General features: G+C 57.8%; 18 protein-coding genes. 2 read left to right on the forward strand and 16 right to left on the reverse strand.

What is annotated here, in order from left to right; all coding sequences use genetic code 11:
• Positions 1 to 55: 55 nt before the first annotated feature.
• The 12 genes from phnK to kdgT form a co-directional block, all read right to left on the reverse strand.
• A complete protein-coding gene (gene phnK / locus V6944_RS18645) occupies positions 56 to 814 on the reverse strand; it encodes a phosphonate C-P lyase system protein PhnK (RefSeq protein WP_185668486.1) in 759 nt (252 codons plus the stop codon).
• The gene (gene phnJ / locus V6944_RS18650; RefSeq protein ID WP_220438968.1) at positions 811 to 1,656 is read right to left on the reverse strand and encodes an alpha-D-ribose 1-methylphosphonate 5-phosphate C-P-lyase PhnJ; all 846 of its coding nucleotides are present in this window, start codon (positions 1,654 to 1,656) and stop codon (positions 811 to 813) included. Before phnJ ends, phnK begins: the two co-directional genes overlap by 4 nt.
• Positions 1,649 to 2,713: a carbon-phosphorus lyase complex subunit PhnI gene (locus V6944_RS18655; protein WP_333500039.1), complete on the reverse strand. Its 1,065-nt coding sequence runs from the start codon at positions 2,711 to 2,713 to the stop codon at positions 1,649 to 1,651. The genes phnJ and V6944_RS18655 overlap by 8 nt, the downstream gene beginning before the upstream one ends.
• A gap of 1 nt (position 2,714) precedes the next feature.
• Entirely contained in the window at positions 2,715 to 3,299 is a 585-nt protein-coding gene (gene phnH, locus V6944_RS18660; protein WP_065356600.1) for a phosphonate C-P lyase system protein PhnH, read from the reverse strand.
• A complete protein-coding gene (gene phnG, locus V6944_RS18665; RefSeq protein WP_333500040.1) occupies positions 3,296 to 3,748 on the reverse strand; it encodes a phosphonate C-P lyase system protein PhnG in 453 nt (150 codons plus the stop codon). Before phnG ends, phnH begins: the two co-directional genes overlap by 4 nt.
• Entirely contained in the window at positions 3,749 to 4,474 is a 726-nt protein-coding gene (gene phnF, locus V6944_RS18670; RefSeq protein ID WP_185668491.1) for a phosphonate metabolism transcriptional regulator PhnF, read from the reverse strand. It lies immediately after the preceding gene.
• Between the two features lie 20 nt (positions 4,475 to 4,494).
• Positions 4,495 to 5,277, reverse strand: a complete 783-nt coding sequence (gene phnE / locus V6944_RS18675) for a phosphonate ABC transporter, permease protein PhnE (RefSeq protein WP_333500041.1) — start codon at positions 5,275 to 5,277, stop codon at positions 4,495 to 4,497.
• A gap of 122 nt (positions 5,278 to 5,399) precedes the next feature.
• Complete coding sequence (gene phnD / locus V6944_RS18680; protein ID WP_333497056.1) at positions 5,400 to 6,416, reverse strand: phosphonate ABC transporter substrate-binding protein; 1,017 nt, start codon at positions 6,414 to 6,416, stop codon at positions 5,400 to 5,402.
• 23 nt (positions 6,417 to 6,439) lie between these two features.
• Positions 6,440 to 7,228 carry a phosphonate ABC transporter ATP-binding protein gene (phnC, locus tag V6944_RS18685; RefSeq protein ID WP_333500042.1) on the reverse strand — a complete coding sequence of 263 codons (789 nt, stop codon included), beginning with the start codon at positions 7,226 to 7,228 and terminating at the stop codon, positions 6,440 to 6,442.
• A gap of 132 nt (positions 7,229 to 7,360) precedes the next feature.
• Positions 7,361 to 7,807: a VOC family metalloprotein YjdN gene (gene yjdN, locus V6944_RS18690; protein ID WP_333500043.1), complete on the reverse strand. Its 447-nt coding sequence runs from the start codon at positions 7,805 to 7,807 to the stop codon at positions 7,361 to 7,363.
• Positions 7,808 to 7,929: 122 nt separating this feature from the next.
• The gene (locus V6944_RS18695; RefSeq protein WP_333500044.1) at positions 7,930 to 8,265 is read right to left on the reverse strand and encodes a zinc ribbon domain-containing protein YjdM; all 336 of its coding nucleotides are present in this window, start codon (positions 8,263 to 8,265) and stop codon (positions 7,930 to 7,932) included.
• A gap of 246 nt (positions 8,266 to 8,511) precedes the next feature.
• Positions 8,512 to 9,510, reverse strand: a complete 999-nt coding sequence (kdgT, locus tag V6944_RS18700; RefSeq protein WP_333500045.1) for a 2-keto-3-deoxygluconate transporter — start codon at positions 9,508 to 9,510, stop codon at positions 8,512 to 8,514.
• 682 nt (positions 9,511 to 10,192) lie between these two features.
• Here kdgT and proP point away from each other — a divergent pair.
• Entirely contained in the window at positions 10,193 to 11,695 is a 1,503-nt protein-coding gene (proP, locus tag V6944_RS18705; RefSeq protein WP_333500046.1) for a glycine betaine/L-proline transporter ProP, read from the forward strand.
• 114 nt (positions 11,696 to 11,809) lie between these two features.
• On the opposite strand, the gene V6944_RS18710 is transcribed toward proP, so the two are convergent.
• The 4 genes from V6944_RS18710 to V6944_RS18725 all read right to left on the reverse strand — a co-directional run bounded on the left by V6944_RS18710 (position 11,810) and on the right by V6944_RS18725 (position 18,719).
• Positions 11,810 to 13,165, reverse strand: coding sequence for an HlyD family type I secretion periplasmic adaptor subunit (locus V6944_RS18710; protein WP_442910755.1), 1,356 nt, complete (start codon positions 13,163 to 13,165; stop codon positions 11,810 to 11,812).
• Positions 13,152 to 15,338: a type I secretion system permease/ATPase gene (locus tag V6944_RS18715; protein WP_333500047.1), complete on the reverse strand. Its 2,187-nt coding sequence runs from the start codon at positions 15,336 to 15,338 to the stop codon at positions 13,152 to 13,154. Before V6944_RS18715 ends, V6944_RS18710 begins: the two co-directional genes overlap by 14 nt.
• A 97-nt stretch (positions 15,339 to 15,435) precedes the next feature.
• Entirely contained in the window at positions 15,436 to 16,788 is a 1,353-nt protein-coding gene (locus V6944_RS18720; RefSeq protein WP_442910758.1) for a TolC family outer membrane protein, read from the reverse strand.
• Between the two features lie 398 nt (positions 16,789 to 17,186).
• The gene (locus V6944_RS18725) at positions 17,187 to 18,719 is read right to left on the reverse strand and encodes a hypothetical protein (protein WP_333500049.1); all 1,533 of its coding nucleotides are present in this window, start codon (positions 18,717 to 18,719) and stop codon (positions 17,187 to 17,189) included.
• Here V6944_RS18725 and V6944_RS18730 point away from each other — a divergent pair.
• On the forward strand, positions 18,675 to 21,460 hold a 2,786-nt coding region (locus V6944_RS18730; RefSeq protein ID WP_333500050.1), incomplete at its 3' end, for a hypothetical protein. The two genes, V6944_RS18725 and V6944_RS18730, sit on opposite strands and share 45 nt — an antisense overlap.

Genomic DNA, 21,460 nt, shown 5'->3' on the forward strand with positions numbered 1-21,460 from the left:
GTTGCTCGGCCGGGCTACACATTCGGAGTAGCGCCGCCGGGAATGGCACCGAGGGTTAGTTCTGCAACACCGACGACACCAGCAGTTGGGTGTACGGATGATGTGGATCGTCGAGCACCCGGTCAGTCAGCCCACTTTCCACCACCTGACCCTGCTTCATCACCAGCAGACGGTCGGCGAGCAGGCGCGCGACGCCCAAATCATGGGTGACAATCACCACCGCCAGGTTCAGCTCCACCACCAGGCCACGCAGCAGGTCGAGCAGACGCGCCTGCACCGACACGTCCAGCCCGCCGGTAGGCTCATCCATAAACACCAGCTTCGGGTGGGTGACGAGGTTGCGGGCAATCTGCAGGCGCTGCTGCATCCCGCCAGAGAAGGTGGTCGGCAGGTCATCGATGCGCGACGCTGGGATCTCCACTTCCTCCAGCCAGCGCTGGGCAGTGGCGCGGATATCGCCATAGTGGCGCGCGCCGGTAGCCATCAGCCGTTCGCCGATATTGCCGCCCGCCGATACCTGACGACGCAGGCCGTCCATCGGATGCTGATGTACCACGCCCCACTCGGTGCGCAGCAGGCGACGACGGTCGGCTTCGGTCATCGCGTACAGCGAACTGTCCTGATAGCGAATTTCCCCTTCCTGCGGCGTCAGACGCGCCGAAATGGATTTCAGCAGCGTGGTTTTACCGGAGCCGGATTCGCCGACGATACCCAGCACTTCGCCCGGCCACAGGTCAAAGGAGACGTTGCTGAAGCCTTTGCCCGGCGCGTAGAGATGGGTCAGGCGGTCAACGGAGAGTAATGGTTGCGTCATGCGTTTTTCGCCTCGCTCTGTTGGCGGCAGAAATCGGTATCGGAGCAGACAAACATCCGTTTGCCGCTGTCATCGAGCACCACTTCATCGAGATAGCTATGCTGCGAACCGCAGATGGCGCACGGCTCGTCCCAGCTCTGGATGGTGAATGGATGGTCGTCAAAATCGAGGCTCTCAACGCGGGTGAACGGCGGCACGGCGTAGATGCGTTTTTCGCGCCCGGCACCGAACAGCTGCAGCGCGGGCATCATGTCCATCTTCGGGTTATCGAATTTCGGGATCGGCGACGGGTCCATCACGTAGCGGCCGTTTACCTTCACCGGGTAGGCGTAGGTGGTGGCGATATGGCCGAAGCGAGCGATATCTTCATACAGCTTCACCTGCATCACGCCGTACTCTTCCAGCGCGTGCATGGTGCGGGTCTCGGTTTCGCGCGGTTCGATAAAGCGCAGCGGCTCGGGGATCGGCACCTGGAAGATCAGGATCTGATCCTCAACCAGCGGCGTTTCCGGGATCCGATGACGCGTCTGGATCAAGGTGGCGTCTTCGGTGCGTTCGGTGGTGTTCACCCCGGTCACGCGCTGGAAGAACTGGCGAATCGACACGGCGTTGGTGGTGTCGTCCGCGCCCTGGTCAATCACCTTGAGCACGTCCGCTTCGCCAATCACGCTGGCGGTCAGTTGGATCCCGCCGGTGCCCCAGCCGTACGGCATCGGCATTTCGCGCCCGCCGAACGGCACCTGATAGCCGGGGATCGCCACCGCTTTGAGGATGGCGCGGCGGATCATGCGCTTGGTCTGCTCATCGAGATAAGCGAAGTTATAGCCGCTGAGATTAGCCATTTTTCTGCTCCCGTTGCAGGCGTTTCAACAGTTCCAGTTCGGCCTGGAAATCGACGTAGTGGGGGAGTTTCAGGTGCGAGACGAAACCGGCGGCTTCAACGTTATCGGCGTGGGCGAGGACAAACTCTTCGTCCTGCGCCGGGCCGACGGCGTGCTCGTCATAGTCTGGCGCCTGCAATGCGCGGTCGACCAGCGCCATTGCCATGGCCTTGCGCTCGCTCATGCCGAACACCAGGCCGTAGCCGCGGGTGAAGTGCGGCGGTTCGTCCGCTGGGTCAACGAAGCCGTTGACCATTTCGCATTCGGTCATCAGCAGTTCGCCGACGTTCACCGCAAAACCCAGCTCTTCGGGCACAATTTCGACATCAATATGGCCGCTGCGAATTTCCCCGGCGAACGGGTGGTTGCGCCCGTAGCCGCGCTGGGTGGAGTAGGCCAGCGCTAGCAGGTAGCCTTCGTCGCCACGCATCAGCTGCTGTAAGCGAGAGGAGCGTGAGCACGGGTAGACCGGCGGCGTGCGGGTGATGTCATCCGGCGTGGCGCCGTTATCCTCTTCCGCTTTCGCCAGCCCCTGGTGTGCCAGCAGGCTGAAGACGTGTGGGGCGGCAGACTGCTCACCGTCGTCGGTTTTTAGGGTTGGCGCTTCGCCGTTCGCCAGCAGCGTAAAGTCCAGCAGGCGATGGGTGTAGTCGTAGGTGGGGCCAAGCAACTGGCCGCCTGGCACGTCTTTATAAACGGCGGAGATGCGGCGCTCCAGGCGCATACGGCTGGTCTCCAGCGGCTCGCTCACCGCCAGCTTGGCCAGCGTGGTGCGGTAGGCGCGCAGCAGAAAAATCGCTTCAACGTTATCGCCGCTCGCCTGCTTCAGCGCCAGTGCGGCCAGTTCACGGTCGGCGATGCCGCCTTCGGTCATCACCCGGTCCACCGCCAGGTTAAGCTGCTGTTCAATCTGGGCGACGCTGAGCTCCGGCAGCGCGGTGTCGCCCCGGCGTCGATGTTCCTGTAGCGCGTGGGCGGCGGCTATCGCCTTCTCGCCCCCTTTGACGGCAACGTACATATCAGCAAACCTCGACGTGAGTGGTGCGCGGAATGGCCAGCAGACGCTCGCCGCAGGTGAGGATCAGATCCACGCCGAGCGGGAACGGATGCGGTCGTTCGGTCAGTTCATGCAGAATGCAGTTCGGCAGCTGCGGGGCGATCATCCGTTCTTCGGCGATGCCCGCACCGGTCAGGCGCAGCATGCGGCCGCCGCTGAGGCTTGAGACCTGCACAATCAGCGTGGCGCTGGTTTCCGGCGCCACGGCGCTGCCTTCACACAGGGCGTTGAGCTGCTCGCTGCTGATGGTGTCGCTCGACACCGCGAAGGTTGCCTGCTGCGGCTGCTCAACCAGCGGCGCGTTGGTGTGAAAGCGCAGGCTCTGGCTGACGATATCGTTATGCAGTGCGTTGGATAGCCACACCGGCGTGTCGTTGTCGGCAAGGGTCAGCAGCACGCTGGTGGTGGCGACGTTCAGCGGCTGCCAGCCGTGCTTGAGCTGGTGCAGCGCGACGATCACGCCCGGCTCGCTCATGGCTTTTAACAGGCGACGAAAGCTGTGCTGGGCATCCTGCACGGGAAGAGTAAAAGCGGTTTCCAGGGTCATGCGTTATCTCCGCGAACCAGAGTAAAGAAGTCGACCCGGCTGGCGTTGATTTCAGCCTGACGTGCGGCAATGCGCGCGGTACGGTCGGCTTCCAGCGGGGTAATCAGGGTTTCTAATAAGGTTTGAAAATGGGCCGGCTGCTGCATCAGCGCATCAATCACCGCGCAGCGCTCGGCGTGGGCTTTATCGCGCCCCAGCACCCAGCTGTAGCCCACGGTGCCGTTGCTCAAGCGTACGGCGGCGCGGGTCAGTGTGGCGTCGCCAGCAAAAAAACGTTCTCCGGTGCCGCCCATGCGGCCCTGGAGCTGGACCAGACCGGTTTCCGGGGCGCGGATAGTTTCGTAGTCGGCGGTAATGTTCAGGGCGACCATTTTCTCCGCCAGATTGGCGGGGTCGCTGTGGGACAGCACCGACATCCAGTGCTGACGGGTCGCGGTATCGAGGTACATTCAGTGCTCCATAATAAATTCGATCATGTCGGCGCGGGTCAGGCTGACGGAGTACTCCATCGCCTGGTCATCGCCTTCACGATGGTTCAGGGTGCGCACGCACAGCAGGGGCGCCATGTTGGGAATTTCTAAGCGCTGGCTCTCTTTGGCCTGCGCGCGGCGTGCGCTGATACGGGTCTGGCTGCGTTTGAGCGCAATGCCGGTTTGCTCACGCAGGAAGTCATGCAGCGAACCGCTGCTGAAGTTTTGCAGCGTGGGCCAGAGCGTGAGGTCGGCGAAGTAGTGGTCGATAAGGCACAGCGCCACGCCGTTGACCCGGCGCAGGGTGCGCAGGTGAATCACGTTGTCGCCTTCGGTAATGCCCAGCGCTTCGGCAATATGGCTGGATGCCGGGCGCAGCACCGACAACAGCTTTTCGCTGGTGGGATGGCTGCCCTGGTCGAGCAGGTTCTGGCTAAAGCGCGCCTGGGCGTTCAGCGGGTAGTCGAACGGGCGCATCAGCACCAGCACGCCAACACCCTGACGACGCTGAACCCAGCCTTTCTCCACCAACTGGTCGATGGCGCGACGCAGGGTGTGACGGTTCACTTCAAAGCGCGCCGCCAGCTGATGCTCGGCGGGCAGGTAGTCGCCGCAGCGGTAGTTCTGGCGCAGCTCCTGTTCCAGACGCGCCGCAATCTCTTGATAACGCGTCGGATAACTGGTCGGATGTGTAGACAAGTGCATAGCCAACAAGACCTCGCTAATCAGATGAAGTGCTTACGCAAACGCTGAGAGAGGAAATCCAGCAGGCTGACGGTGATGATGATAAGCACCATCAGCGCACAGGTTTGCTGGAACTGGAAACCGCGAATCGCCTCCCACAAGGTCACGCCGATGCCGCCTGCGCCCACCATGCCGACCACGGTGGCGGAGCGGACGTTGGACTCGAAACGGTAGAGCGAGTAGGAGATTAAGAGCGGCATGACCTGCGGCAGTACGCCGTAGAGGATCTCTTCAATTTTGTTCGCCCCGGTGGCGCGAATACCTTCAACCGGGCCGGGTTCAATGGCTTCCACCGCTTCGGAAAGCAGCTTGGAGAGGACGCCAGTGGTGTGGATAAACAGCGCCAGTACCCCGGCAAACGGGCCTAAACCGACGGCAACCACGAACAGCATGGCGAAGACCATTTCGTTGATGGCGCGACAGGCGTCCATCAGGCGGCGCATTGGTTGGTAAATCCACCACGGCACCAGGTTTTCGGCGCTCATCAGGCCGCAGGGAATGGAGAGCACGACCGCCAGCGCGGTACCCCAAACGGCGATTTGCAGGGTCACGGCCATCTCGCTGAGATAGTCCTGCCACTGGCTAAAGTCCGGCGGGAAGAAGTCGGCGGCGAAGGTCGCCATGTTGCCCGCGTCTTTGAACAGCGTGACCGGGTTCATTTCCGCCCCTTTCCAGGAGACGACAAGCACCGCCAGCAGGATGGCCCAGCTGATAAGCGAGAACCAGCTGCGCTTGGGCGGGGGAACGGTGATGGTGTGTTGCATGGTTGAGCTCCGGGTTTCCTGAGTTCCCTCGCCCCTTTGGGGAGAGGGTTAGGGTGAGGGGGTCAGCTCAGTGCTGATATTCCCTCACCCCGGCCCTCTCCCAGAGGGAGAGGGGGAAAGGGTTACTGCACCGCTTTGGTCACCGACGTCATCGCGCCAATCGCCGCCGTGGTACGGTCAAGGTCGCTCAGACGCGCCTGAATCTCGGCGGTTTTAGTGGCCTTTTCCGCGTCGTTCAGCGTGCCGTTGCCCTTCACGGTCTGCATCTCTTTAAACAGCGTCAGCTGACGAATCGGCAGCAGCTGCAGGTCGCTGGAGGCGCGGAACGGCGCCCAGCCCAGACGTTCCAGTACCGCTTTCTGTTCCGGCGTTTTGCCGTAGTTCATAAAGAAGCTGTACACCTTGTCCTTGGTGGATTCAGACAGGTTCTTACGCCACACAATTGGGTCGCCTGGGATCAGCGGTGATTTCCAGATAACCTTCAGTTCTTTCAGCTTGTCCGGCGCGGAGACCTTCAGCTTGTCGAGGTTTTCGGTGTTGTTGGTGGCGACATCCACCTGCTTGTTGGCGACGGCCAGGGCGTTGGTTTCATGGCTGGCGTTAACCGTGCGTTTGAAGTCGCTGGCGGAAGCGTTGTTCTTGGCGAAGACGTAGTAGCCAGGGACCAGGAAACCGGAGGTGGAGTTCGGGTCACCGTTGCCGAAGGTCAGCTCTTTACGTTTGGCGAGCAGGTCGTTGAGGTTGTTGATTGGGCTGTCTTTGTTGACGATCAGCACGCTCCAGTAGCCTGGGGAGCCGTCGGCGGCCACGGTCTGAGCGAATACCTGACCGTTGGCGCGGTCCACCGCTTCCATGGCGGAGAGGTTGCCGTACCAGGCGATATCGACCTTGTTAAAGCGCATCCCCTGGATAATCCCCGCGTAGTCCGGTGCGAAGAAAGCGTTGACCTTCACGCCCAGCGACTTTTCCATGTCCTTCAGGAACGGTTCCCATTGCGGCTTTAAGTTCTGCTGTGATTCCGTCGAAATAATGCCGAAGTTCAGCGCCTTTTCCTGCTCTTCCGCGTGGGCTGGAGTTAACAGGGTGCTGAGGCTAAACATGCTGGTAAAGGCCAGCGCGGCAACGGCTTTATAACTCATTTCCATTCCTCATTGTGGGGACGTTAAGCAGCCTGCGCGTTCTCTTCGACGCGATTAATGCTGCGGTAGAGATGGTCAAATCGTTCGTTATCAAACTGCTGGCTGCTGCCGTCATAGAACACGTGTCCCTGACGCAGCGCGATGATGCGTTCGCAGTAGCGCAGCGCATAATCGACCTGGTGCAGCGTCACCACGACGGTGATGCCGTCGGTCTGGTTAATGTCGCGCAGCGTGTCCATCACGATGCGCGCGGATTCCGGGTCCAGCGAGGCGATAGGCTCATCGGCGAGGATCACCTTCGCCTGCTGCATCAGCGCACGAGCAATCGCCACGCGCTGCTGCTGGCCGCCGGAGAGGGTCGAAACGCGCTGGTGGGCCATGTGTGCCATGCCTACGCGGGTTAACGCCTGCAGGGCACGCTGTTTCTGCTCGCGGGTGAACCAGCTAAAGCAGGTGCGCCAGAACGGCGTGCTGCCGAGCGCGCCAATCAGCACGTTCTCCATCACGCTCAGACGGTTAACGAGGTTGAACTGCTGGAAGATGTAGCCGGTGTGGGCGCGGCTTTTGCGGATATCACGGGCCAGACGGCCCGACTGCTGCACGGTGTTACCCAGCAGTTCGATGCGGCTGCCCGGCGTTTTATCGCCGACGATAAGGCCACTCAGATGACGTAAAAGGGTGGATTTGCCAGAACCAGATGGGCCAAGCAAAGCCACCATCTCACCAGCGTGGACGTTCAAATCAATGGCGTGGAGCACCTGTTGTTGATTGAACGTTTTGTTGAGCTTTTCAACGCGAATAATCGTTTGCATGCTGAGACCCTCATTTAAGGTGGCCTCATCGTGGCGAATTAATGTGACATTTGGGTTAAGAGATAGTTACTTGAAGATGAATAATTGACCGGGGTTTGATGACAGGGCGGGAGGCCGTGGCCTCCCGCGTGGTTAGAGCGTGGGCGCTTGTTGTTTGACCACGTTAATCATCCACGGCACGCCGTAGCGGTCGATGACGCGGCCGAAGCCGTGCGCCCAGAAGGTCTCCTGCCAGGCCATCTCAACCTTGCCGTTGGCGGCGAGATTGTCGAACCAGCGTTTGCCTTCTTTGACGTCCTGGGTGTCGAGCACCAGCGTAAAGCCAGCGTAGTTAACGGCATCCGGCGAGGTGCCGTCGCTCATCATGATATCGCTGCCTGCGATGACGACGTTGGCGTGGGCGATGGCGCTATCGGGAAACGTCAGGCCGGACGGGCAGCCGCCTTCTTCATCCATGGCGGAGGGCGGCATTTCGCCGAAGGTGATTTTGTAGCGCAGTTCCGCACCCAGCGCCTGCTGATAATAGGCAATGGCATCGGCGCAGTTTCCGGAAAAGGCGAGATAGGGGCTTAACGGCATAATCGTTACCTCAGGTAAGAAGTGCTCATTAAGTGTAGTGCGTGTCGGTTCAGGGGGCGAAGCGGGGCGGGGAGGGTATTGCCGGATAAGCGAAGCGCCATCCGGCAAGACTACGTGTTAAATCAGTTCTTTTTCACAAACTCAGATTTCAGCTTCATCTGGCCGAAACCGTCGATTTTGCAATCGATGTTGTGGTCGCCTTCCACCAGGCGGATGTTTTTCACTTTGGTGCCGATTTTCAGCATCGAAGAGCTGCCTTTGACCTTCAGGTCTTTAATCACGGTGACGCTGTCGCCGTCGACCAGCAGGTTGCCGTTGGCATCTTTGACGATCAGTTCGTCGCTGTCGTGTGCCGGTTCAGCATCGTTCCACTCATGCGCGCACTCCGGGCAGATGAACATGCCGTTGTCTTCGTAGGTGTATTCGGAGTTGCATTGTGGGCAGTGGGGTAATGACATGGATATATCCTCAAAAGTGCAGTGCGAAAGGCAAAGGCCTGTAAAACGGCAAATCGCCGAAAATAGCCCTGATTATACAATAAAACCCTGCAATTGTCGGTGGTATCCGGAATTTGGTTGACGAATGGTCAGAAAACGAGGGGGTGGGGTTCCCCCTCTCCCTTGTCGGGAGAGGGCCGGAGTGAGGGTACAGCGGGCGCATTTCCCCTCACCCTAACCCTCTCCCCCAAGGGGAGAGGGGACCGATTAGTGATGCGCGGGCTGTGGTGCTGTTTCAGGTTTAGCTTCTGCAGATTGCGGTGCGCCATAACGTTTGGCGTACAGCGCGGTAATAATCGGCACCAGAATCGCGGTAACAATCACGCTGGCGGCGACCAGAGCCGTAGCGGATGCCGCAACCGGGGCAAACGACGGGTTAATCTGCGCGATGATAACCGGGTTTGCGACGGCAGCACCGGCTGCAGAAGAGGCGGCGACGCCTGCGGTACCATTACCACCGCCAATCACGCGGTCAGCAATAATCAGCGGAATACCGGTGATGATGATAACCGCCACGCCCAGCACGATACCCAGCAGGCCGGTGTCGAGGATCACGTTCAGGTTGATGGTGTTACCCAGCGCGAAGCCGAAGAACGGAATCAGTACCGGTGTAGCTTTGCTGAAGAACGCACGCAGGTCGTGGTCCAGGTTGCCGAGGGTGAAGCCAATCAGGAATGGCAGCACGGCGCCGATAAAGTGGTGCGGCTCAAAGGAGGCCAGGCCTGCGGAACCGAGGATCACCATGGTCATCAGCGGGCCGGATTCCAGTGACATCAGCACGAACGCACCGGACTCTTCTTTGGTGCCGTACTGGTTCATCAGGCTGGCGTACAGACCGCCGTTGGTCATATCCATGGCTGAAACGATCGCCAGCACGGAGAGACCAGCGAAGAAACCGGTCTGAATACCGGTGTCAGGAATAAAGGATGCCGCAATCATGGCAACCACCCAGGCGACGGCGATTTTGGTCAGTACCAGCGTGCCGGATTTGCGTAATACCGTGCCGGTAGCGCGTAAATCAATGGATGCCCCAATACAGAAGAACCACACCGCCAGAATTGGTACCGTTCCGCCAATCATACCCTTGGTGAAAGATCCGAAATATTCACCGGTTGTTGGGGCCAGGGTATTTAATACCGCGCCTAACAGTAACGGGATAAGCATCATCCCGCCAGGGATTCGTTCCATTCTTGCTTTGATTTTCATGTGACATCCTCGCTTCGTATCGCCCAGGCGACAGAAGAAGTTAAGTATAATAATTTCAGTATGTTATATGGCTATCATCTGGTGTTTTTATGCCATTTTGTTTTCGTGTTAAGAGAAACTTACGACATATTTAACGCTGTTTCGGAAGTTATAATGCATTTGTGGAAATGATGATTCAATGAAAATAAAACAGTGTTTTATATATATGGATCACATATTTCAAATGTTGACATTGAGCGCATGCAAAAGATAAAAACGGTGTGAAGTGAATGTGAAAAATTCTGAAAAAACTCTTTTCGAAATTGAGGTGAAAAAACATCGCGAAGGATGCGGTGAGTCTAGCGTTGAGCGGGAAATGAGCAGGTAAATGTGAGCGGAATATTTCGCTTTAGTAGCATGATTCAATCTTTTGTTAAGTTGATCACAATATTAATCGCTGTTAGGGTAAATAGGATTGTCCCTCAAACGGTCATTTTCCGAGGGGCGGCTTTTTAACTGACTCGCCAGCAGGCCCAACAGGTTTGATTGTCCGCAAACATCGACTCACGCAGACATGCAAACCTGCTACGCTTGGATAAACGGAACCAGCATCTCCACGGTTCCCTTTACGCACCCTCGCAAACACATCGTGTGTTTGTCGCCACTGGGTGTGCGTTCAAGGCGAAATTGAACGAGGAAAACCATGCTTAAAAGGAAAAAAGTAAAACCGATCACGATTCGTGACGTCACTATCATCGACGATGCCAAGCTGCGCAAAGCGATTACCGCAGCTTCACTGGGTAACGCGATGGAGTGGTTTGACTTCGGGGTTTATGGGTTTGTGGCCTATGCGTTAGGTAAAGTCTTCTTCCCGGATGCCGACCCCAGCGTGCAGATGATTGCCGCATTGGGTACCTTCTCCGTTCCCTTCCTGATTCGTCCGCTGGGCGGTCTGTTCTTCGGGATGCTGGGGGATAAATACGGTCGCCAGAAGATTCTCTCCATCACCATAATTATCATGTCGCTCAGTACATTCTGTATTGGCCTTATTCCCTCGTACGAGACCATTGGTATTTGGGCACCAATCCTGCTGCTGCTGTGTAAAATGGCGCAGGGCTTCTCGGTCGGCGGTGAATATACCGGGGCGTCTATCTTTGTCGCCGAATACTCCCCTGACCGTAAGCGCGGTTTCATGGGCAGCTGGCTGGACTTCGGTTCGATTGCCGGGTTCGTGATGGGTGCGGGTCTGGTGGTGCTGCTCTCCACTGCGGTGGGTGAGGCGAACTTCCTTGAGTGGGGCTGGCGTATTCCGTTCTTCGTTGCGCTGCCGTTAGGGATTATCGGCCTCTATCTGCGTCACGCGTTAGAAGAGACGCCGGCGTTCCAGCAGCACGTCGATAAGCTGGAGCAGGGCGATCGTCAGGGTCTGCAGGATGGACCAAAGGTGTCGTTCAAAGAGATTGCCACCAAGCACTGGCGTAGCCTGCTGGCATGTATCGGTCTGGTTATCTCCACCAACGTGACCTACTACATGCTGCTGACCTACATGCCAAGCTACCTGTCGCATAACCTGCACTACTCGGAAGACCACGGCGTGCTGATTATCATCGCCATTATGATCGGTATGCTGTTCGTGCAGCCGGTGATGGGGCTGCTGAGCGACCGTTTTGGCCGTCGTCCGTTTATCGTGGTGGGTAGCGTTGCGCTGCTGGTGTTCTCGATTCCGGCCTTTATGCTGATTAACAGCAACTCGATTGGCCTGATTTTCTCCGGCCTGCTGCTGCTGGCGGTGATCCTGAACTGCTTCACCGGGGTGATGGCGTCGTCGTTACCGGCGATGTTCCCAACCCATATCCGCTACAGCGCGCTGGCGAGTGCCTTTAACATCTCGGTACTGGTTGCTGGTGTAACGCCTACGCTGGCCGCCTGGCTGGTGGAGTCAACGCAGAACCTGATGATGCCGGCTTACTATCTGATGGTGGTGGCGGTGATCGGTCTGATGACCGGCGTGATGATGAAAGAGACCGCCAACCGACCGCTGAAAGGCGCTACGCCTGCGGCATCGGATATGGCCGAAGCGAAGGAGATCCTCCAGGAGCATCACGACCATATCGAGCATAAGATTGAAGATATCGATGCCGAGATTGCCGCGCTGCAGGAGAAACGCTCGCAGCTGGTGATGCAGCATCCGAAAATTAACGAGTAGGCCGTGCCCGACCCCGGGCTACCATCCCGTAGCCCGGCCAAGCGAAGCGCCGCCGGGGTTAGCGCCGAAACATACCAATAAAAAACCCGGCTGATGACGCCGGGTTTTTTGTGCTTATCGTTCGCGGAACGCTTCGGCTTTGGCCCTCAGAATCGGCTTCAGCAGATAGGCCAGAATGGTTTTCTTGCCGGTAATAATATCCACCGATGCCACCATCCCCGGAATAATAATCAGCGGTTTTTCATCGCTGCCGAGGTGGTTTTTCTCCGTACGCAGACGAATAACATAGAAGCTCTTGCCGTCTTTGTCCGTCACCGTATCCGGGCTGATTTGCTCCAGCTTAGCCTTCAGGCCTCCATAGATGGTGAAGTCGTAGGCGGTGAACTTGACCATCGCTTCCTGTCCAGGGCGCAGGAAAGCGATATCCTGCGGGCGAATTTTGGCTTCAATCAGCAGCGTATCGTCCAGCGGGACAATCTCTACCAGGTCGTTGCCCGGCTGGATAACGCCGCCGATGGTGTTGACCATCAGTTGCTGGACGATGCCGCGCACCGGTGAAGTGACCAGCGTACGGTTAACCCGGTCCTCGATGGCCTTGCCAGTAGCGGTGAGCTTGCTGAGCTCGGTGCGGGCTTCGTTGAGCTGGGACAGCGCTTCGCTGCGATAGCGGCCGCGTGTCTCACCCATTTTGCTTTCAATCTCTTTAATCGCCGCCTGGGCTCTTGGTACTGCCAGCGTCACTGACTCCAGTTGCCCGCGGGTTTCCACCTCGGAGCGACGCAGACGCAGCACCTCGACCTTCGAGATGGCCCCTTTGGCGACCAGCGGTTCAGACATGCTGATTTCCTGTTGCAGCAGCCCCAGGCTACGGCGGTACTGCTCGCCTTTGGCCTGGTAATCCAGCAGCTCCTGTTTCTTCTGCACCAGTTGCTCATCCAGGCCTGATAACTCGCTCTGAATCCGTTTGTTCACGCTGGCAAAGAGCTCCATTTCACCGTTAGCGATATCCGGCGATTTCTCCACAATATCCGGCGACAGGGTGAGGGTTTCTTTGCCATCCAGCTGCGCAGTCAGCCGTTGAATGCGCGCTTCCAGCGCCAGTCGGTCGGCTTCGGACTCCCCGGCGTTAGAGCGGAAGCGGGTGTCGTCGAGACGTAACAGCGGCGCGCCTGCTTTGACGACTTCCCCTTCGTGCACGAACACTTCGGCGACAATCCCCCCTTCCAGGTTCTGGATTTTTTGTAGGCGCGAGGAGGGAATCGCTTTGCCGTCGCCGCGCGTGACTTCGTCGATTTCGGCCAGCGATGCCCAGGCAATCATGATGATAAAGAAGCCGAGGATTGCCCACAGCGTGATACGCACCACGCGCGGAGAGTCGTCGAGTAGCGCTTTGTTCACCTCGTTTGAGGTGAGCGTTGAGGCATTTCTATCGCCAAAAAGCCACTTCATCATTCGGTTAACGTTGCGCATGAATTTGTCCCTTTTTCAGTGCGGTCATGACGCTTTCTTTCGGACCATCCGCGATGATTTTGCCGTTATCGAGGATAATCAGGCGGTCGACCAGCGTCAGCAGCGAGGCGCGGTGGGTGACCAACAGCAGCGTTTTATTGCTTACGAGCGGCGTCAGCGCTTTTTTAATCAGATCTTCGCTGGTGTTGTCCATCGAACTGGTGGGTTCGTCCATCAGGAGCACCGGCGGGTCGAGCAGCAGCGCCCGCGCCAGCGCGACGGCCTGACGCTGGCCGCCGGAAAGATTCATCCCGCGTTCCCCAACCTGCATGTTGTAGCCGGAAGGGTGGCGACGGGCGAACTCATGTACGCCAGCCAGCGTGGCTGCGCGCAGCATGGTCTCTTCATCAACATAGCTGGCACCGCTCAACAGGTTATCGCGCAGCGTACCGCTGAACAGGTGGATGTCCTGCGGTGCGTAGCCGATGTTATGCCGGACATCGTGGACATCGAGCTGGCGGGCATCAATGCCATCAATCAGGATGGTTCCCTCATCCGGCTGGTAGAAACCGACCAGCAGCTTTGCCAGCGAGCTTTTGCCGGAACCGCTACGACCGATAATCCCCACCTTCTCGCCCGGCGAAATGTTGAGTGAGATGCCGTTTAACGACATGTACTGGTTTTGTGGGTAGCGGAAACTCACGTCGCGGAATTCGATAGCGCCAGAGAGCGTTTCACGCTTCAGCGGCACTTCGTCCTCCTGCACTTCCTGGTCAAGATCCATCATGCGGTCGATGGTGGCCTTGGTCATTTTGGCGCGCTGATAGCGGGTGATCAGGCTGCAAAGCTGCCCAATTGGCATCATGGCACGGCGGTTGAGCAGGTAACAGGCGATCAGGCCGCCCATACTGAGGTTACCGGCAATAATGCTGTACACGCCCACGACAATCATCACGACGCCGGCAATTTTCTGGATCCATGCCGTCAGGTTGACCGCGAGATAGGAGAGCGATTTAACCCGTAGCTCCAGCTTGCTCAACTGGCCGATAATCTGTTCCCACTGGTACTGACGTTCGCTTTGCGCGTTGTTGACCTTAATCGCGTCCAGGCCGGTAATCGTCTCAACCAGCATGGCCTGACGTTCAGTGGAGAGGCGATAGGTTTTTTGTACTTGCTCCAGCAGCGGGCGCTGAAGCATCCAGTTAATGCCCAGCGCAATCGGATAGCAGAGCAGTGGGATCAGGGCGAGCGGGCCGCCAATAATACCGATAACCAATAAAATCAATAAGGTAAATGGGAAGTCGATGAGCGCCGTCAGGGTGAATGACGAGAGGAAATCACGTACCGACTGATACTCCTGGAACTGCTGCGTGAAGCCGCCAACTCGCTGTGGCCGCTCTTTCATCTTCATGCCCAGCAGGCGTTCAAACAGCGCTGCCGAAACGATGAGATCGGTCTTTTTCCCCGCGATATCAAGACAAATACCGCGTAATACCTTCAGAATAAGATCAAAAACAAAGGCGATCGAGATACCTATCGCCAGCACCCAGAGCGTGGCGGTGGCCTGGTTCGGCACCACGCGATCGTAGACGTTCATCACGAACAGCGGCGTGGCGATGGCGATCACGTTGATGATAAAACTGGCGACAACAGAGTCCAGATAAAGGTATTTCGACAGTTTTAACGTGTCTTTAAACCAGGAACGGGTGCGTGGAATCGTCGCCGTTGGCTGGCGGTCGTATTCGTGTCCTGGCTGGATAAAAATGGTTTTTCCGCTGTAGTTTTCTGCCAGGGCTTCGCGCGCAAGTAAAATTTCGCCGCCTTCCGTTTCGGTTGTCAGAAGACGGGCGCGCTGCTGGTCATCCCATTCGATCAGTACGGCGGCCTGATTGTTTTTAAGGAGTACAATGGCGGGTAGCGAAAGGGCGGTGATCTTATCCAGCGGTCGCTGTAGTACGCGTGCTTTGAGCCCTGCGCGCTTTGCGGCGCGGGGAAATGCGCTTAGCGTGAGCCGATGTTCATCCAGCGGCAAACCGCCGGTTAATACGTTGCGACTGGTCACGATGTTGTGCAACTGGCAGACGATCATCAGCGAATCGAGCAGGGGATCATAATGATTTTGCCGCGGATCGTGCCTGATGGTGTTATCTGTAGATGAAGTGACTTGCTCAAGTGGATCAGTATTAGACGCCATAGTCAGACCTTATATACCAGCGAAAAATTTGCACCGGCTAAAGAGTATAAGGGGTTATCTTACCGCGAAGTAAGATAACCCACTGGCCCAGAATTGATTATTTCAGATCGGGTAAATTGCTGTGTGCCGTCTGTTGTTCATCAACCGGCTGCGCGGCCGTTGGTGCCTGAATATTCAGCTGCTTTAACAGATCGCCAATACGCGCGTTGATGCGGTAGGTGGTGAACATCTCCACAAACTGCATTTCGACGTAGCGGCGCTGGGCAGTGAACACTTCGTTCTCGCTGTCCAGCATATCAAGCAGGCTACGCTCACCGATGCTGAACTGCTCCTGATACGCGGTGCGCACCACGGCACTGCGATCGGCGTAGTCTTTGGCGATCGGTACCTGCTGTTTGGCGTTCTGCCAGGCGTTCCAGGACAGACGTAACTCTTCATCCAACTGACGAAGGGCATTGCGTTTGACGTCCTGCGCTTCCTGCATTTTGTAGGCATAAGATGACAGTTGTGCTTTATCGCTGCCGCCATTGAACAGGTTGTAGTTCATACGCACCATCGCCTGCCACTCCTGATCGTGACCACGCGTACCGTCGGTGTTGTTATCCATACGGCGGCCGAGGTCGACATCCACACTCGGGTAGAAGCGGGATTTCGCGGCTTCGTACTGCTGGCGGGTGGCTTCAACGTCCGCATCGGCCTGCTTGAGCAGCGGGCTGTTTTCCAGCATCTGTTTACGGGCTTCTGCCTGTGAGCCCGGGACTTTGGTCGTCATTGGCATTGACAGGTCGCTGGCCTCTTTACCAACCACACTGTAGTAGTTGGCCTGGGCATCTTCGAGGTTGGTTTGTTCGGTCAGCAGGTTGTTTTTCGCCTGCGCCAGACGCGCCTGCGCCTGTTCAAAGTCAGCCTTACGGCCTACGCCCTGTTCGGTGCGCAGGCGAATTTGATCAAACACGCGTTCGTGGTTTTTCAGGTTATCCTGCGCCAGTTTCACCATTTTTTGACGCATCAGAACGTCGAGATAGCTTTGAATGGCATTCAGCGCGGTCAATTCACTGGTGTTCATCACCGTGTAGGCCCGGGAGTTCACGGTCGCCTTTTGCCGGGCTACCTCGCTGGTGGTGGCAAAGCCGTTAAACACATTCTGACGCAGATTAAGGCTGGACTCGCTGCGGTTCAGGTTGCGACGATGATCGTTGGCCGCGCGGGTGCTGGCATTATCGGTCTGCTCCCAGCCGGTACCGGCGGAGAGGTTTAAAGTGGGCAGATAGCCGCCTTTTGCCGCCCGTAAATCCTCATCGGCAGAATAGCGGCTGTTAACTGAAGCACTCACCTGCGGGTGCCAGATCAAGCTGTCTTTGACGGCCTGTTCCAGCGTAGCTGCACTCACGCTGTTGGCGAACAGCAGCGGCAGAGAGAAGCTGGTTAATACCCGAATGTGTTTGTTCATCATGTCGTCCTTTCCTTACGTTTATTTCCCTGGCTAGTGGATTTTGGCCACCAGAGGTAATGTCATTAGACAAAAAGTAAAAATGATTAGTGTCGTTAATGGAGCCGATATGGCCCCATGTGCATCACGATTCAATATCAGGTTTAGTGATTAAATCCTCTGCCTGATAATCACTACCATCCCAGGCCGCATGGCTATCCTCTGTTGGGACTGGCTCAATATTGCCAGGCGGGGAAGCCACCGGTTCGGTCCTCTCCGTTACTTGAATGAGCTTACTGATATCTGACTTATCAGCGCCGATAATAATATCATCTAATGCTAAGGGTTCATCCAGACCAATAATGGTGGCTATGGTGAGCTAATAATAAAAAGGGTCGGCGGGTACCGACCCTAATGCATTAAGCATCCGTATCAGGTTGCGGTATTAAATGATCCAATTCCGCAATATTATGGGCATTCCAGCTATCAGCCCCCTCACTACCAGAACTTTCCGCCGGAACATCCTGAACGTGTCCCGCCGTCTCGGTATTTTCCGCTGGCGCGTCTACCTGAATCATTGAACTAACATCATTCGCGCTGTCATTGTGGATAATATCGCTGAGATCGATAGTCTCTGCTTGAGGCGTATCTGTTGCCGCTGTTGAAGTAGATTTATCCTCTAGCGGCTCAACATCCTGAGCGGAATCGCCCTCATGCAGGTGGCTATCAATATCACCTAGCAGCATGCTCAACGATGTCTCAGGGCTTTCGTTTGCGACGCTCTGCACCTGGGACGCATCTTGTTCAATAGCACTGAGATCGATAGTTTCATTGTCAATCAACAGGGCAGCGTTGTCCTGATCTGTTGTGGCATTGTCGCTCGTCGAGTCCGTTTCCTCTGCCTGACCGGCAGTGTCTAACGTCGCGTTATCGGCGATGTTATCCGTCGGTTCGGTGGTGTCGGTATTCACGGTATCGCCTGGATCGGTTGTTGCCGTATGCGTATCGTTACTGCTCAACTCCGTCAGGTTCGCGGAGTCGCTTTCCGTCGAATGATCGTTTGACGATACATCGTCGGTATGTTCGGTTGAGTCAGCGGTGCTGACGTGAGCCAGAGTCGTGTGGTGAGCGTCTTCCTCCGCCGACAGCGCATGAGTCGAGTCGTCCGCGTGGCTATCTTCACCGCCAGCGAGTATGACCGAGTGATCGCCGCTGTTAGCATCAATCGGCCCGGAAGACGGCGATGAGTCGTCAACGTCGGTGACAACATCAACTTTGATCGATCCCAGATCGGTTATCTGCGTCGACGAGGTCAGGGTTAAATGCGCATCGAGGTGGCTACCATCTGGAACATCGATGGTTAGATTCCCCTTGTCATCGGCCGTGTAGTCAACGCCCTGATAGTTGACGGTAGCTTTCGGCGCTAACCCACTGAATTTGATTGAGGTAATGTTGTGATCGCTGCTTCCCTCAATATTCGCATCAATATTCAGATCGTACTGCCAGGAGACTTTACTGTCGGAATGACCGGGATCCAGGCCTTCTTTCCCCGTTCCGGAGATAATTTCAGTTAAGCGGTTATTACCATAAAACGTTTGTCCATTAACGGTAAGGTTGACGCTTTCGATGTAGTTAATGTTGCCATTGACGTTTTTTGTGCCATCCGTGTTGCTCCACGACGAGTCGCCAGGGACAAAGATGTAGTCGTGCGCAGTACTGCTGCTGGGTTCGCGGTTACCGTTGACCGCATTCATCGCATGCTGGGTATTATCTCCCTGCGTGTAGGTACTGCCATCGTGCAGAATAAAGATATCGGATTTACCCACGGTACCATTCGCGTTACCGGAGGTGTATTCATGGATGTTGGATGAAGGGATATCCTTAGAAACATATTTCCCAACATCGCCTTGAGACACCCACACAACGACATTCGCCCCAACCGCAACAATCATACCGCTGCCGTCGACATCAAAGCCGTTGCCGCTAGGATCTTTGCTGCCGCCGTTAACCTCGATGACCTTTGTAGGGTTAGAGGCGGTAAAGTTGACGTTGAGGGTGATGTCGGAGTCGGCGTCCGAGTCAGCATCAGCATCGGCGTCGGCATCGGCATCCGCATCGGCGTCGGCATCTGCATCGGCGTCCGCATCAGCATCAGCGTCGGCATCTGCATCGGCGTCAGAATCCGCATCGGCATCGGCATCGGCATCGGCATCGGCATCGGCATCCGCGTCGGCATCTGCATCGGCATCGGCATCCGCATCCGCATCGGCATCAGCGTCCGCATCTGCATCTGCATCCGCATCGGCATCGGCATCGGCATCCGCGTCGGCATCAGCGTCGGCATCCGCATCCGCGTCCGCGTCGGCATCGGCATCCGCATCGGCATCCGCATCAGAATCGGCATCAGCGTCCGCATCTGCATCCGCATCGGCGTCCGCATCTGCATCGGCGTCCGCATCGGCGTCCGCATCAGCATCAGCATCCGCATCAGCATCAGCATCCGCATCGGCGTCGGCATCCGCATCCGCGTCGGCATCCGCATCCGCATCCGCATCCGCGTCGGCATCTGCGTCAGCATCTGCATCGGCATCCGCGTCGGCATCCGCATCCGCGTCGGCATCTGCGTCCGCGTCCGCGTCGGCATCTGCATCCGCATCGGCATCGGCGTCGGCATCTGCATCGGCGTCTGCATCCGCATCGGCATCTGCGTCGGCATCTGCATCGGCATCGGCATCGGCATCGGCATCTGCGTCGGCATCTGCATCGGCGTCGGCGTCCGCATCTGCATCGGCGTCTGCATCAGCGTCCGCATCGGCGTCCGCGTCGGCATCCGCATCCGCATCTGCATCGGCATCAGCATCAGCATCAGCATCGGCGTCCGCATCGGCGTCGGCATCTGCGTCCGCATCCGCATCGGCATCTGCATCGGCATCTGCATCGGCGTCCGCATCAGCATCAGCGTCGGCATCAGCGTCGGCGTCCGCATCCGCATCCGCATCGGCATCAGCGTCCGCGTCGGCATCTGCATCTGCATCCGCATCGGCATCGGCATCCGCGTCGGCATCCGCATCGGCGTCGGCATCCGCATCGGCATCCGCATCGGCGTCGGCATCTGCATCCGCGTCGGCATCCGCATCTGCATCTGCATCGGCATCTGCGTCCGCGTCGGCATCGGCATCAGCATCGGAATCCGCATCGGCGTCAGAATCGGCATCAGCGTCCGCATCGGCATCCGCATCGGCATCGGCATCCGCATCGGCATCTGCATCCGCATCGGCGTCTGCATCGGCATCGGCATCGGCATCGGCATCAGCATCAGAATCGGCATCGGCGTCAGAATCGGCATCAGCGTCCGCATCGGAATCTGCATCGGCATCTGCGTCCGCGTCGGCATCTGCATCCGCATCGGAATCCGCATCGGCATCCGCATCGGCGTCGGCATCTGCATCTGCATCGGCATCGGCATCCGCATCGGCATCGGAATCCGCGTCGGCATCCGCATCGGCGTCGGCATCTGCATCGGCGTCGGCGTCCGCATCTGCATCGGCATCCGCGTCGGCATCCGCATCGGCGTCGGCGTCCGCGTCGGCATCTGCATCCGCATCGGCATCGGCATCCGCGTCGGCATCTGCATCGGCGTCAGAATCGGCGTCTGCATCCGCATCGGCGTCCGCATCGGCGTCCGCATCGGCATCGGCATCCGCATCGGCGTCGGCGTCGGCATCGGCATCAGCGTCGGCATCAGCATCAGAATCGGCGTCAGAATCGGCATCCGCGTCCGCATCGGCATCTGCATCCGCATCCGCATCGGCGTCGGCATCGGCATCGGAATCGGCATCAGCATCGGCGTCAGAATCGGCATCAGCGTCCGCATCGGCATCCGCATCCGCGTCGGCATCAGCATCAGAATCGGCATCAGCGTCCGCATCGGCGTCGGCATCGGCATCAGCATCGGAATCGGCATCCGCATCGGCGTCAGAATCGGCATCAGCATCGGCATCAGCATCGGCATCGGAATCTGCATCCGCATCCGCATCGGCGTCGGCATCGGCATCGGAATCGGCATCCGCATCGGCGTCAGAATCGGCATCAGCGTCCGCATCCGCATCTGCATCTGCGTCGGCATCAGCGTCGGCATCCGCATCGGCATCAGAATCGGCGTCAGAATCGGCATCAGCGTCCGCATCGGCATCCGCATCCGCATCGGCATCCGCATCGGCGTCGGCATCCGCATCGGCGTCGGCATCTGCGTCCGCATCCGCATCCGCATCGGCATCTGCATCGGCGTCCGCATCAGCATCCGCGTCGGCATCTGCGTCTGCATCAGCATCCGCGTCCGCATCAGCATCCGCATCGGCGTCTGCATCGGCATCGGCGTCAGAATCGGCATCAGCGTCCGCATCGGAATCTGCATCGGCGTCTGCATCGGCATCGGCATCGGCATCCGCATCGGCATCCGCATCGGCGTCTGCATCCGCATCGGCGTCGGCATCTGCGTCGGCGTCCGCATCGGCATCCGCATCAGCATCGGCGTCTGCATCGGCGTCCGCATCTGCATCAGCGTCCGCATCGGCGTCCGCGTCGGCATCTGCATCCGCATCTGCATCCGCGTCGGCATCAGCATCAGAATCGGCATCAGCATCGGCATCGGAATCTGCATCCGCATCCGCATCGGCGTCGGCATCGGCATCGG

Origin of the sequence: Kluyvera sp. CHPC 1.2972 (genome assembly GCF_036759925.1) — a bacterium.
Classification (GTDB): Bacteria; Pseudomonadota; Gammaproteobacteria; order Enterobacterales; family Enterobacteriaceae; genus Kluyvera.